Origin of the sequence: Endozoicomonas sp. NE40, assembly GCF_040549045.1 — a bacterium.
In the GTDB taxonomy this organism is placed as follows: Bacteria; Pseudomonadota; Gammaproteobacteria; order Pseudomonadales; family Endozoicomonadaceae; genus Endozoicomonas_A; species Endozoicomonas_A lisbonensis.
Map to the genome: position 1 here is coordinate 834,557 of NZ_JBEWTB010000002.1, position 13,715 is coordinate 848,271.

At 49.6% G+C, this 13,715-nt stretch carries 12 protein-coding genes; 11 read left to right on the top strand and 1 reads right to left on the bottom strand.

Annotated elements, in window-relative coordinates:
- The first annotated feature begins 25 nt into the window (after nucleotides 1-25).
- From V5J35_RS04745 to V5J35_RS04780, 8 genes are all read left to right on the top strand, one after another.
- Nucleotides 26-523: a hypothetical protein gene (locus V5J35_RS04745; RefSeq protein WP_354010155.1), complete on the top strand. Its 498-nt coding sequence runs from the start codon at nucleotides 26-28 to the stop codon at nucleotides 521-523.
- A gap of 67 nt (nucleotides 524-590) precedes the next feature.
- Nucleotides 591-902: an ArsR/SmtB family transcription factor gene (locus tag V5J35_RS04750; protein WP_354010156.1), complete on the top strand. Its 312-nt coding sequence runs from the start codon at nucleotides 591-593 to the stop codon at nucleotides 900-902.
- 81 nt (nucleotides 903-983) lie between these two features.
- Entirely contained in the window at nucleotides 984-2,015 is a 1,032-nt protein-coding gene (gene arsB / locus V5J35_RS04755) for an ACR3 family arsenite efflux transporter (RefSeq protein WP_354010157.1), read from the top strand.
- 127 nt (nucleotides 2,016-2,142) lie between these two features.
- Complete coding sequence (gene aceK / locus V5J35_RS04760; protein WP_354010158.1) at nucleotides 2,143-3,906, top strand: bifunctional isocitrate dehydrogenase kinase/phosphatase; 1,764 nt, start codon at nucleotides 2,143-2,145, stop codon at nucleotides 3,904-3,906.
- A gap of 610 nt (nucleotides 3,907-4,516) precedes the next feature.
- Nucleotides 4,517-5,098 (top strand): 2-oxoacid:acceptor oxidoreductase family protein, encoded by a 582-nt coding sequence (locus V5J35_RS04765; RefSeq protein WP_354010159.1) that lies wholly within the window; start codon nucleotides 4,517-4,519, stop codon nucleotides 5,096-5,098.
- A complete protein-coding gene (locus V5J35_RS04770) occupies nucleotides 5,092-6,288 on the top strand; it encodes a transketolase C-terminal domain-containing protein (RefSeq protein WP_354010160.1) in 1,197 nt (398 codons plus the stop codon). Before V5J35_RS04765 ends, V5J35_RS04770 begins: the two co-directional genes overlap by 7 nt.
- 20 nt (nucleotides 6,289-6,308) lie before the next feature.
- Nucleotides 6,309-7,343: a thiamine pyrophosphate-dependent enzyme gene (locus tag V5J35_RS04775; RefSeq protein ID WP_354010161.1), complete on the top strand. Its 1,035-nt coding sequence runs from the start codon at nucleotides 6,309-6,311 to the stop codon at nucleotides 7,341-7,343.
- Between the two features lie 2 nt (nucleotides 7,344-7,345).
- On the top strand, nucleotides 7,346-8,977 hold the full coding sequence (locus V5J35_RS04780; RefSeq protein ID WP_354010162.1) for an NAD(P)-binding protein: 1,632 nt from the start codon (nucleotides 7,346-7,348) through the stop codon (nucleotides 8,975-8,977).
- 40 nt (nucleotides 8,978-9,017) lie between these two features.
- Here V5J35_RS04780 and V5J35_RS04785 read toward each other — a convergent pair whose 3' ends face one another.
- Nucleotides 9,018-10,463 carry an amino acid permease gene (locus V5J35_RS04785; protein ID WP_354010163.1) on the bottom strand — a complete coding sequence of 482 codons (1,446 nt, stop codon included), beginning with the start codon at nucleotides 10,461-10,463 and terminating at the stop codon, nucleotides 9,018-9,020.
- 140 nt (nucleotides 10,464-10,603) lie between these two features.
- On the opposite strand from V5J35_RS04785, the gene V5J35_RS04790 reads away from it, so the two are divergent.
- From V5J35_RS04790 to V5J35_RS04800, 3 genes are all read left to right on the top strand, one after another.
- On the top strand, nucleotides 10,604-11,125 hold the full coding sequence (locus V5J35_RS04790; protein ID WP_354010164.1) for a hypothetical protein: 522 nt from the start codon (nucleotides 10,604-10,606) through the stop codon (nucleotides 11,123-11,125).
- Nucleotides 11,126-11,433: 308 nt separating this feature from the next.
- Nucleotides 11,434-13,026, top strand: a complete 1,593-nt coding sequence (locus V5J35_RS04795; protein ID WP_354010165.1) for an ATP-binding cassette domain-containing protein — start codon at nucleotides 11,434-11,436, stop codon at nucleotides 13,024-13,026.
- Nucleotides 13,027-13,098: 72 nt separating this feature from the next.
- Nucleotides 13,099-13,653 carry a hypothetical protein gene (locus tag V5J35_RS04800; protein ID WP_354010166.1) on the top strand — a complete coding sequence of 185 codons (555 nt, stop codon included), beginning with the start codon at nucleotides 13,099-13,101 and terminating at the stop codon, nucleotides 13,651-13,653.
- The last annotated feature ends 62 nt before the right edge of the window (nucleotides 13,654-13,715 follow it).

Sequence of the window (13,715 nt, forward strand, 5' to 3'; positions counted from 1 at the left end):
GCAACAGACCTGACCGGTGAAAAAAATGGTTAATCAATTTACTGTCGTGTTTTTTGCTTTATCTGCCTTGGTTGCCGAAAGCCTTCTGGCAGCCCCTGTTGTTCCCGCTGTTCCCGTTAAGCCCGCTTCCTCACCAGAGGGATGTTATGCCCGAAGTGATGTCATTGAAGATCTGGTCAGTGGTGAATCCGACAGTAAAGTCAGTTTTATCTCAATCAAAAAAGAGAAAGATGCATACTTTCTTAAAGGGTTTCTATGGGGAACCAACTGGCATATTTGTGATATATCCGGAGAAAGCGAGAGAGGATTACCGCTTACTCAGGAAAAAAACACATTGGTGTATAAAGAGACATATCCGAAAGAAGGCATTAACTGTCGTTTAGAAATTCTGCTTGAAGATGGCAGCATTCAGCTGCGGGATAGCAATGGTCAGTGTAAAGACAAGATTTTCGCATGCGGTGTCCGCACCTCGATTGATGGTACAAAATTGCCCAGAGTTCCGGATGAAGCGTTGTGCGAATAATAAACCTTGCCTTCTCTGGAGATAGACATTAACCTCTATCGCAATTTAACGATTATGAATTTCTGTTGTGACGAAGTGCCTGAATAACCTGAACCATCTCCAGTTTGATGAAAAAACCGAAGCCGAACTGGCTGGTTTTGCCAAAGCTGTTGGTCACCCTGCCCGGGTGAGGCTGTTGAAAATCCTCGCCAGTGGCGGGTGTCTTGGAACAGACCTGGTCAAACAGCTGGGGCTGGCTCAGTCTACGGTGTCAGAGCATCTCAGAATTCTTAAGCAGGCTGGTCTGGTTGATGCTGAAATTCAACACCCGAGAACCTGCTTCAGTTTACGACCCGGCGCTCTGCAACGACTCAACGAGCTGCTGGGCTACCTGAAATAACGCCTGTACTGCAGGCATTTTTTTACATTTATAATCGCTTTTCGACGATAGGCGATAAAACATAACTGAGGAGAATGGACAATGGGTTTTTTCGAACGGTATCTGAGTATCTGGGTCGGCCTTGCAATGATCGCAGGACTCGTCGGAGGTACTCTCTTCCCTGATGAGCTTGCTTATCTCGGCAGTCTGGAATATGCCAGTATCAATTTCATAATTGCCGTGCTGATCTGGCTGATGATTTACCCGATGATGATGCAGATTGATTTTTCTGCCATTAAAAATATCCATCGTCGTCCAAAAGGATTGATCGTCACGCTTACCGTTAACTGGCTGATTAAACCTTTTACCATGGCACTGTTGGGCATTCTGTTTATTCGCCATTTGTTTGGTGACGTTATGGGCCTGATCGGTCCTGAACTGGCTAATGATTACGTTGCCGGGATGATTCTTCTGGGGGTTGCTCCCTGCACGGCAATGGTTTTTGTCTGGAGCCAGCTGACGAAAGGTGACGCCAATTACACACTGGTACAAGTGGCTGTCAATGACCTGATCATGGTGGTCGCCTTCGCCCCTGTCGCGGCTTTTCTGCTGGGTGTGACCGATGTTACTGTGCCATGGAATACCCTGATTCTGGCAGTGGTGCTGTATATTGTTATCCCGCTGCTGGCTGGCCTGATAACCCGCAAAGTGCTCAGAACGCCTGACGCCCTGCAGGCATTTGGCAACAGGGCTAAGCCACTGTCCATACTCGGGCTTATCAGTACAGTTATTCTTCTGTTTGGTTTTCAGGCACACCAGATTCTGGCTAATCCTCTGGATATTGTCCTGATTGCCATTCCACTGATTATCCAGACTATTCTTATCTTCGCCATCGCTTATTTCTGGATGTATAAATGGAAGGAACCTCACAGCGTTGCGGCACCGGGCGGTATGATCAGCGCCTCCAATTTCTTTGAGCTGGCGGTTGCGGTGGCCATCAGCCTTTTTGGTCTTAATTCCGGAGCCGCACTTGCCACAGTCGTGGGCGTCCTGGTTGAAGTGCCGGTGATGCTGGCACTGGTATCCTTTGCCAACAGAACCCGTAACCGGTTCCCTGTGAATTACGCTCATTAATCTTTCGGGCAAAACGTTTATGGTTCGCTGAAACCAGGGGAACCATAAACGTCAATGGTATACAATATAGTGAACCGTCTGTTCTGTATAACCAATCACTCAGCCATAATAATAACGACACACTCTCATGCATCCCTTCACCACCGAACAACAGGTATCCCATAAACTGGCCAGAGCCATTCTAGCCGGTTTCGAATCCATGTTTGCCGAGTTCCTGAATATTACCCTGGGAGCTCAGTCCCGGTTTGAGCGGGCTGCCTGGCAGGAAGTACAGGATGCCATGCGACAGCGCCTTCAGGTGTATGAAAATAAGGTCAAACTGGTGTGTGAAGCGGTCAAAGTGATCGCCTACCGGGAACTGGATCATTCAGATGTCTGGCACCGCGCTAAAAACGACTACGCCCAACTGGTTGCTGACCACGAAAATGCGCTGATTGCCCAGACTTTTTTCAACTCCATTTATGGTTCGCTGCTGGGGCAGCAGAAAATACGCGACGTTCACCGCTTTATTCTGCAGGAAAAGTATCGTCCGGAGCCTCGTTCAACAGACAGCATTCTTTATCAATTGACAGAAACTGAGGGCATTATCGGCAGCCTTAGACAAGTGCTGAATGTCTTTCCACTGCGAATTCCCTTCGAAAACCTTGAGCGAGACCTTAAAGCGGCTCACAGAGTGTTGGAAAAAATAAATCCGGAGCTTCTGACCAGACAGAACGATACGATTGAGTTTGGTCGTTCCCTGTTTTTCCGAAATAAAGCCGCCTATATTGTTGGGCGGTTGATTGATCCCTCATCTGGCGAACACCTGCCCTTTGCCATCACGCTGCTCAACCGGAAAAACAACGATGGCGACACCTGCCTCTACCTTGACGCTTTTATTATTGGAGAGGAACAGCTGAGTAAGCTGTTTGGCTTTGCCCGCTCCTATTTTATGGTCGATACCGACCAGCCGGTTCGTTACGTAGACTATCTGTGTCGTCTTCTACCGAACAAAGAACGGTTTGAGCTGTTTAATGCGATCGGCTTTATCAAACACGCCAAAACCGAGTTTTATCGTTTCAAGGTAGATTACACAAAACGTATGCCCGGAACGACGAAATACGTCAGTGCGCCTGGTGTCAGAGGGATGGTTATGCTGGTCTTTACCACCCCCGATTCAGACTATGTTTACAAAGTGATACGGGATCGATTCCGCCCCCCTAAAACCAGCAACCGTCAGGAAGTAATGGCTAAATATGACTTCGTTAAACAGGCTGACCGGGTGGGCAGACTGGTCGATACTCATGAATTTAACTATCTCGCCTTTGACCGGCAGCGCTTTTCTCCTGAACTACTTGAAGAGATGACCAGTGAAGTCGCTGACAGCATCACCCTGTCCGGCAACGCCCTGATCCTCAGGCATGTCTATGTTGAGCGCAAAGTGACGCCACTTAACCTGTATATAAAGGAAGCGTCAGAACAGGCACTTGAGCAGGTGATTGACGATTATGGCACAACCATCAAACAACTGGCGGCTGCCAATATCTTTCCAGGCGATATGCTGATTAAAAACTTTGGGGTGACCCGCTGGGGCCGGGTTGTCTTTTACGATTACGATGAAATCTGCCCTCTGACCGACTGCCACTTTCGCACACTGCCCAAACCTGACAACGAGATTGATGCCCTGTCTGAACAACCCTGGTTCGATATTGGGGAAGACGATGTTTTTCCCGAACAGTTCCCGGTATTTTTTGCCGGACATCATGAGGCTAAAAAGTATTTTGATTGTTTGCATCACGATTTATATAGCGTTGAATTCTGGAAAAAAACGCAGGAAGTCATTAAATCCGGAACTCTGGTGGATGTCTATCCCTATAAAAAAGAGTGGCGACTAAAACATTTTAATGCCTGATATTGCACAGTTTTCCTTTTTATTAACCTCAGGCTCCTGGCTCATTGCCCTGAGGCAAACAAACGGCTTTGCCTTAAATCTGAACAAAACTCAAAAGTGCAACCAGACTCCCGATTCATAATTAATAAAAATGATTCTCATTTAATTACAAAAACTATCAGCTTTACGTAAAATATAGACGTCATATTATTTAACCGGATGGTCAAACTATATATAATATGCTTGGCTATTTTTGAAGTGGTAACTTCTGAAATATACAGTATTTATGGCGTATTTTGCCCAGAAAATCGACTTTACTGCGGGAATACAATAAGCCCTGATACTGTACAACCACCACCTTGTTAATTGATGTTAATGGATGTTTCAGACTGCGATCGCGACAACACGACAGGTAATAATAAAACGGTTAATCTAATTCGCCGGACCATTTTTTTTGTAAATGTCTGTTACAGCATTTACCCATTCGTAAATCCACTCGCTCTTCTTAATCACCTTTAACTGACTAACAGGGCTGTGTCTGTTATCTGCCAGATAGAAACAGTCAACAGCAACCACTGTTGGCTAAAAATCGTCGGTGTCGGAAACGGCACTAAAATTGCGAGCATCACCAATGTTACAAGTCCGCATTCACGGCCGAGGTGGCCAGGGCGTTGTATCGGCTGCAGAAATGCTGTCCATCGCCCTGTTTCACGAAGGGGCTCATGCCCAGGCTATTCCCAGTTTTGGTTCTGAGCGAATGGGCGCTCCGGTAGAAGCCTATGTTCGTATCAGCGATAAGGACATCGAGCTGCGCGAACCCGTTTCCGAACCAGACGTACTGATTATTCAGGACCCTTCCCTGCTGCAGTCCATGGACGTCTTTTCCGGACTGACCGACAATGGCTATGTACTGATCAACACCTCCCGATCCATTGAAGAACTGGGTATTCAGAGTCAAATCGAACACCTGCCAGAAGGTCATGTTCACTGTCTGCCCGGCACTGAACTGGCGCTGGAATACCTGGGTCGCCCCACACCAAACACCGTTCTGCTGGGTGCTTTCTCAGCAGTACTGGGTTCGTTCTCCAGAGAGTCCCTGGGGGCAGCCATTCATCAGAAATTCCCAAAACCTGTTGCTGAAAAAAATATTCAGGCAGCTGACGCCGCCTTCAGCCTGATCAAGGAACGCATGAAAGAGGAACAGCCATGCTGAAGCAGATGGACGGGTCTTACGCCGTTGGTGAAGCCGTTGCCCTGTGTCGTCCACAGGTCGTGTCCTGCTACCCGATCACGCCTCAGACCCATATCGTTGAATCCCTGGGCAAGCTGGTCAAAAGCGGAGAGCTGGCAGATTGCAGCTTTATGAATATGGAGTCCGAGTTTGGTGCCATGAGTGCCTGTATCGGTTCATCCGCTGCCGGTAGCCGAACCTACACGGCGACATCCAGTCAGGGCATGCTGTTTATGGCAGAAGCCGTCTACAACGCTTCCGGCATGGGACTCCCTATCGTGATGACGGTCGGTAACCGCGCAGTGGGTTCACCTCTGAATATCTGGAACGACCACAGTGATGCCATGTCGGTACGCGACGCTGGCTGGATTCAACTGTTTGTGGAAAACAACCAGCAGTCCATCGACGTTCATATTCAGGCTTTCCGTCTGGCTGAAAGCCTGGGTCTGCCCGTCATGGTTAACATGGACGGCTTTATTCTGACCCACGCCTACGTGCGTGTCGACATGCCGGAACAGGAACAGGTTGACCGTTTCCTGCCTCCTTTCCAGCCATTCCAGAAGCTCGATCCGCAGGACCCGGTGACCATGGGCGCACTGGTCGGCCCCGAAGCCTTTACCGAAGTACGTATGCTGGCTCACAAGCGAATGGAGCGCGCGCTGGACGTTATCCCGGCCCAGATGGAAGCCTTTGCCAATATCTTTGGCCGAGACTCCGGCGGTCTGGTGAAAAAACATTATGAAGGCGAAGCCGACACCGTGCTGGTGACCATGGGTTCCGTAATTGGTACAGCTAAAGAAGTCGTCAATGAACTGCGTGACCAGGGCGAATCAGTCAGCGCCGTCACCCTGCGTACTTATCGCCCGTTCCCGACAGAGGCTCTGCGTGAAGCTGTAAACGGCGCAAAACGAGTAGTTGTACTGGAAAAATCCTTCACACCGGGCATGGGTGGCATTGTTTATCAGGATGTCGTTGCGGCTCTGGCAGGCACCGGTATTGAGGTTCAGTCTGTGATTGCCGGTCTGGGTGGCCGTCCGGTAACCCGGGAATCTATCCGCACACTGTTTGCGGGCTGCGATAAGCGCACCGGCTTTGAAGTACTGGATCTGGACCATGCCACACTGGATCGTGAAATCACCCGTGAGTCTGCGGTGCTGGATCGCATCATCTGACCGAGGAAACGACTACCATTATGCAATCTCAAATCCTTCATTTCCCGGCCAAAGAAGCGGTGATCAAACACCAGCAGACCGGCGACCTGACTATCAGCAACCGTCTGTCTGACGTAGACGACAGTCTGCAGGGCAAACCGGAACGAGCAAACAGCCTGGATTCCGGCCACCGTGCCTGCCAGGGTTGTGGTGAAGCACTGGGCGCCCGCCATGCCATTGATACCGCCCTGGACGCAACCGATGGTGAGCTGGTTGTCGTCAATGCCACAGGCTGTCTGGAAGTATTCTCCACCCCTTACCCGGAATCCGCCTGGCGCACGCCATGGCTGCACTCCCTGTTCGGTAATGCCGCAGCGGTGGCGTCCGGCATCGCCCAGTCCATGAAAGTTCAGGGCAAAGAGAATGTGCGGGTTATCGCCCAGGGCGGTGACGGTGGCACCACCGATATCGGTATGGGCTGTCTGTCGGGTATGTTTGAACGTAACGAAGATGTCCTGTACATCTGCTACAACAACGAAGCCTACATGAACACCGGCGTACAACGTTCCAGCCAGACGCCGGGTGCCGCACGTACTGCCACCACAATGCCTGTGGGTGAACATCCGGGCAACAGCTTTGGTGTTGGCAAAAGTGTACCGAAAATCGCCATGGCTCACGGTATTCCCTACGTAGCAACCGCCAACATCTGCAACCCTCGCGATCTGGAAGCCAAAGTGCGTAAAGCCATGAGTATTCGTGGCGCGCGTTACATCGAAGTTTTTGTGCCATGCCCTCTGGGCTGGGGTACTGCCAGCTGCGACACCATCAAGGTTGCCCGTCAGGCACACAACTGTGGCCTGACCCCTCTGTATGAAGCAGAATACGGAGAGATCACAGCTGTCAGCAAAATTGCCCGTCCAGAGCCTGTAAAAGCCTACCTGAAAAGCCAGCGTCGTTTTGCCCATGTGTTCAAAAAAGGCAATGAGCATCAGCTGGAAGCGATCCAGGCCATTGCCGATGCCAACATCAGGGCATTTGACTTGCTGGAAAACCCTGCTCAGGGAGAGAGATTCTAATCATGCAACGACTGATTCCTTTTGCCACCACGCTGGAACCAGGCTCCAGCCGCAGCAACAAAACCGGCAGCTGGCGCAGCCTTCGCCCTGAGTATGTAAAAAACCTGCCGCCGTGTAATGACACCTGCCCGGCCGGTGAAAACATTCAGAGCTGGCTCAGTCATGCCCAGCGCGGCGACTTTCACGCCGCCTGGCAGGAAATTGTGCTGAACAACCCGCTGCCTGCGACTATGGGACGAGTCTGCTACCACCCCTGTCAGTCCGGTTGTAACCGTAAGGTGACAGACGGCAGCGTACAGATTAATGCCACCGAAAAATTTATTGGTGATACGGCTCTGGAACACGGCTGGCAGTTTGAACGTCCGCAGAAGCTAACCGGCCAGAGAGTTCTGGTGATTGGTGGTGGTCCCGGTGGTTTGTCGGCGGCTTATCATCTGCGTCGTGCCGGACACTCCGTTACCATTTACGAAGCCATGCCGGATCTGGGTGGTATGCTGCGCTACGGTATCCCCAGCTACCGTCTGCCAAGAGAAATTCTGGATGCTGAAATCACCCGTATTCTGGCAATGGGGGTAGAAGTTCGCACCAGCACCCGTGTACACGACATTCAGGAAGTCATGCGTGCAGAAGGTTTCCATGCGGTGTTTACCGCTGTGGGTAACTGGATGCCAGGCCGTGTCGATGTTAAAACGACGGGAGACGTAAAGGTACTGGACGGCATTGAGGTACTGCGAAAAGTAGAAACCGGTGAAGACCACGGTCTGAAAGGCTCCGTTGTCGTCTGGGGTGGTGGTAACACCGCTATTGATGTTGCTCGTGTGGCACTGCGTGTTACCGGCAAGCGTCCAAAGATGATTATTCGTCGTGATATGGAACACATGCGCGCCCATCAGGAAGAGATTGATGATGCTCTGGCGGAAGGCATCGAGTTCTTTAACCTGCACACGATTGATGAAGTCCGTGAAGGTGAAATCGTTCTGGAACGTATGGAAGCCGACGACAGAGGGCGTCCATTACCTACCGGCAAATACGTGACCGTCGCCGCAGACTCCGTCGTTATGGCTCTGGGCCAGAGTGCAGAACTGGGTGTCATGGAAAAGATGGGCATCACCAAGGCGGGTGACTGGGAAGTGCCGGTGTCTCCGGGCATGATGACCTGCGTACCGGGTATTTTTGCCGGTGGTGATATGGTGCCGTCCATCCGTACCGTAACGGCTGCCATTGGTCACGGCAAAAAAGCAGCGCGTAACATCGACCTGTGGTTGAACGATCAATCGTCCCCGCAGCGTGAAGAGCGCACCATTGCCACCTTTGATCTGATGAATACCGACTATTATCCATCAGCAAACAGTCATCATCGCCCAAAACTGGAAGCCGACGAGCGCATTGTTGATTTCCGGGAGGTGAAAGGCAGCTTGACCGAAGAACAGGCTATCCGTGAGGCCCAGCGCTGCATGTCCTGTGGTAACTGTATGGAGTGTGACAACTGCTACGGTTTCTGCCCGGATAATGCCATTAAAAAGCTGGGGAAAGATCAGGGCTTCGAGATTGACCACGACTACTGCAAAGGCTGCGGTGTCTGTGCAACCGAATGTCCGCTGGGAGCGATTGAGATGGTGGCGGAAACCATCTGATTCCCGACGCCTTCCCTGCTTTTCAGGGAAGGCTTTTTTGTCAGCTCTTTTTTCGAACCATTGTGTCAACAACACTATTCTGAGCTGCACGCCACTGGGGACGTTGCAGTTTAAACAGGAAGAATGGCAGCGCAGTGAATGCTGCAAACACACTGGCAACGACCAAAACGTACGTCAGACGTCCACTTTCAGGCACCACAGCCGGTGGAATAAAACCGAAGACAATAGCGACAACGCCTGCCATCGACCCGACAATAGCCAGCCCCCAGACTCCAGTGTTACCCAATGGAACCTTGTATTGACGAGACACTCCGGGCCGGGTGTAGCGAAGTCGTACTGCGGCCGCGAACATTAACAGATACATGACGACATACAACATGGTAGGAATAATATTCATCAGCCAGAAAGCGGTTTGAACATTGTCGTGAAACAGATACAAGGTGGATATAGCTGAGAACAGTAACCCCTGAAACAGCAGAATTCTGTGATGAGCGGCGTATTTATTTTCCCGTTGCCAGAAGACCGGCAATATACCGTCCCTGCCTGCCACCAGAAGCCCCCGGGTGGGTGCAGGAATCCAGTTATTCACTTCACCAAGTATTCCCAAAGCAATAATCAATCCGAAGGGAGCCAGCCATCCGTGTATCCCGGCCTGATTCAATATCACATTAATGGCCTGCATGATACCGGCATCCAGTTTTATGCTGTGTTGTGGTATCACCATGGCGATGGCCAGTGCTGCCAGCGTCACCAGTATCACTGCCAGGCAGGCGGAGGTAAGAATGGCAAGCGGATAATCCCTTTGCGGGTTTCTTGCAGACGCAGCATTGGAGGCAGAGGCTTCTATACCGGCAAAGGTAAGAAATGCCCCCGCAATAAAAGTCAGTTTATTGATATCTGTAAAATCAGGGACGAAACTCTCCAGAGAGAATTCAATGGGCATCGGGTTGCCTTTTGCCAGATAAAAGCAGGCCAGTGTGAATATGGCCAGAATTGGCAAAATCCTGCCAAGAATGGTGCAGACACTGGCAACAGTACCCGATGTTTTCATGCCAAACAGGTTGATAATGGTTAATAACCAGAAAGCCCCGTTGACTGCCAGAAAGATAAACTGACCATTGTCAGCTAACCGGGCATCAAACCCGTACGCTGCCGCCAGAACAGCCACCGTAAGAATGGATGGAAACCAGATAACATTCTCAATCCACTGCGACCAGACAGCAACGAAACCAAGCTGTTCGCCAAAAGCCTCCCTGACCCAGATATACACGCCACCATCCTCCGGCCAGCCGGTTGCAAGCTCAGCCGAGATCAGCGCTGAAGGTACAAGAAAGACCAGTGCAACGAATAAATAGATAAAGATCAGGCCGAACCCGTATTCGGCCATTGACGGCGCACCGTGAATACTGGTTATGGTGCCTGTCGTTATCATTATCAAGGTAAAGGCGGTTAGCGTTCGCTTTGGTTGAACCGGAGACTTAGGCATTGGAGAACGCTCACTTAATTGGGATCGAGTGTAAAATAATAGTCAGTCAGGCTATTCCCGGTTACTGTCAGGCATCACAGATGCAATAGAACCTGTTATCAGGACACCTATCAGAATGAGTCAGGGAGTTGTGGCTTACGATGCTAACACTCGAACAAGTTATGTCATTTCGTGATCAAATGTTCATGCTGGAATGCCTTAATCCAGTGATGAGCAGAATTGCCCCCAAACGCCTTCTGTTCGAATTATGCCGGTCTGGAGAAATTTACTATCTAAAAAGAACCTCTGATAACAAAGTGTTCCAGATATATTCCTGGAAAGTATATATTTTTGTGATTCTGGCATCACGTCCCACTCAGGTATTCTGCGTTCCAAAATATAACAAAAGCACTAATGATGAGATCAATTTCTTGAATTTTCCATCTGCTTTTACGCTAGGTCACACATCGATCACTCGCAAAAGTCCGGTGTTTTATGCGGGAGAGCTTGTCCTTGAAAATACAAAATTGTTTGCCTGGGATAACAGGAGTGGTCATTACAAAACACCTGATGATGCCCATAAAATTAATTTTCTTCCTCCTGTTAAACATCTGTTGCCTTTGCACAAAAGCGCTATTAAATATGGAGCAGAGAAAACTTTCATATTTTCTAAACGCCACTGAATGCATAACCTCTATACATCACGCAGTCGATAGCCTGAGGCGCATTTCATACTGGAAGAGACTTAAAATTGCTTTTTACTGATTTTACTGTTAGGTTCCGCGTCACTCATTCCCCATTGGAGCTAACGCCATAATGAACAACTAACACCTGTCTTTCCGTTTTCTTACATTAAATAAACCGGATTAAACAGGGTTGGTCGGCGTTGCTTCGTCCTGCAGCTATTCAACACTCTCTGAATATCATTTTCTGAGCCATCTATTGCTCAGCAGGCATACGTGCAGCAGCCCTGTTTGTTACAGGAGCCTGAATGTCGCAACAGAACATTCAATCTGAATCTTTACTACGTGCTGCCCATCTCTCTTTTCAGCTTGATGACGGCGAATTCCTGTTCAAAGATATCAACCTGTCTCTGAATAAAGGTCTGTATGGGCTTGTTGGGCGCAATGGCGCAGGCAAGTCGGTTCTGGCCTCTATTCTGGCTGGAATTCTCAAGCCATTCTCTGGAAGTGTCGAGGCTGACAGCATTGTACACACGTTTGCGCAGCTTCCTTCAGAACAGCTGCCTGGCCAGACTTTCAGTCAATACCTCCGTATTGATCAGAAGCTGCATGCGCTTCAGAAAATCGCCAGTGGCTATTGTGACAGCCATTACTTTGACCTTGTCGGAGACGACTGGCTGCTGGAGCAGGAACTGAATGAACTACTGACCGAAATGGGGCTTCCGGCAGATACTGGTCTGCCCTGCTCAGTATTGAGTGGCGGGCAGCTAACCCGGCTGAACCTGTGGAAGTTATTTAACGACAAACACAGAATCCTGATACTGGACGAACCTTCTAACCATCTGGATCAGAAAGGCAAACAATGGTTAATAGATTCAATCCGTCGCTTTCCCGGGCTGTTACTGCTGGTCAGCCATGACCGGCAACTGTTAAGACAGACTGACACCATTCTGGAACTGTCTTCACTGGGCTTAACGCGCTACGGTGGCAATTATGATCATTACTGGCATCAGAAAAACGTCGAGCAGCAGGCTATCCAGCGACAATTACTGAACGCTAAGCGTTCTTATAAAAACACCGAGCGCCAGATCCAGAGAAACAAGGAAAAAGCTCAAAAGCGCGAAGCCATAGGCAAACAGCTACGACGCTCTGGCAGCCAGCCAAAAATACTGCTGGACGCAATGCGGGATAAAGCCACTCAGTCAGCCTCCAGACAGAGTGCTATTGCGGACAATAGACTGTCTAATGCACAGGAAAAAATCGGATCATTGAACAGCAGACTGGAACACTACAAACCACAGAAACTGGCAATACCGGCTGCCAGTATTCGTAAGTCCAGATTGTTGCACCTGCTGGAAGTCAAACAGCAACACGGTTCGTGTAAATCAGTGACTTTTGATCTGTACTCTGGAGACAAGCTGCGCCTGTCTGGTAATAACGGCTCAGGAAAATCGCTGTTTCTAAAGAGCATTTGCGGAGAAGTGGCGGGTTATAAAGGCGAAATCAGCATTAACACAGCCTGTATATACCTTGACCAGCATTTCAGTCTGATCAATCCCGAACGCTCTATTCTGGAGAATTTTCTGGATTACTGTCCACACCTGAAACAACCTGAAGCCAGGACTTTGCTGGCAAGTGTCGGCGGCTTCCGGAAAGAGGTTGTTAACAGGAAAGTAGCACTGCTCAGCGGTGGCGAACGAATGAAGCTCTCTCTCCTGATCGTCTGCCATCAGCAGGAACAACCGTTGCTGCTTCTGGATGAACCCGACAACCATCTGGATCTGGAATCAAAGCAACTGCTGGCAGCGGCACTCAACGATTATCCAGGCAGTTTTATTCTGGTCAGCCACGATGAAGATTTTTGTATAGAGTCAGGTGTTCAGAACGAGATTAAACTCTGAATACAAAAAATTCCCTGACAGATAGCAAGCGCATGATGTGGGAATGATGTCGTCCAGAAGGTGTTACTTAATATGTTAACGCTCGAACAAGTTTTGAACTTTCGTCGTCGAATGGTCAGGCTGCCATGTCTTGATCCGGAGATGGATCGCATCGCCCCCAAACGTCTTCTGTTCGAATTATGTCGATCCGGAGAAACCTATTTTCTAAAAAGGACTTTTGACGAGAAAATAGTCCACGTACGCTCCGGAAAAGTATTTGTTTTTGTGGTTCTCGCATCACGCCCCACGCAAGTATTCTGCGTTCCTGCATATAGCAACAGTACTGCAGACGAGATCAATTTCAGGAATTTTCCACCTGAACTGGAATTGGGCCACACATCAATCACTCGCGCCAGCCCGGTTTTTTATGCCGGAGAGTTTGTCCTTGAAAAGAGTGAACTGTTTGCCTGGGATAATGAAAGTGGTCATTACAAACCAACTCGTTATAGCCATGAAATTAACCTTCTTCCTCCTGTTAAGCATTTGCTGCCTTTGCGCAAGAGGGCTCCTGCAGGTGGGGCTGAGGCAGCCTTCAGGAGGGTTCAACGCCAGAGGCTGCTGAACCCCGATACATATAGCTTTCAATAGCCCGGGGGGTCCGCAGGTAGCAACTTAAAATGTTAACACCCGATATAGCGGTCATTACAATC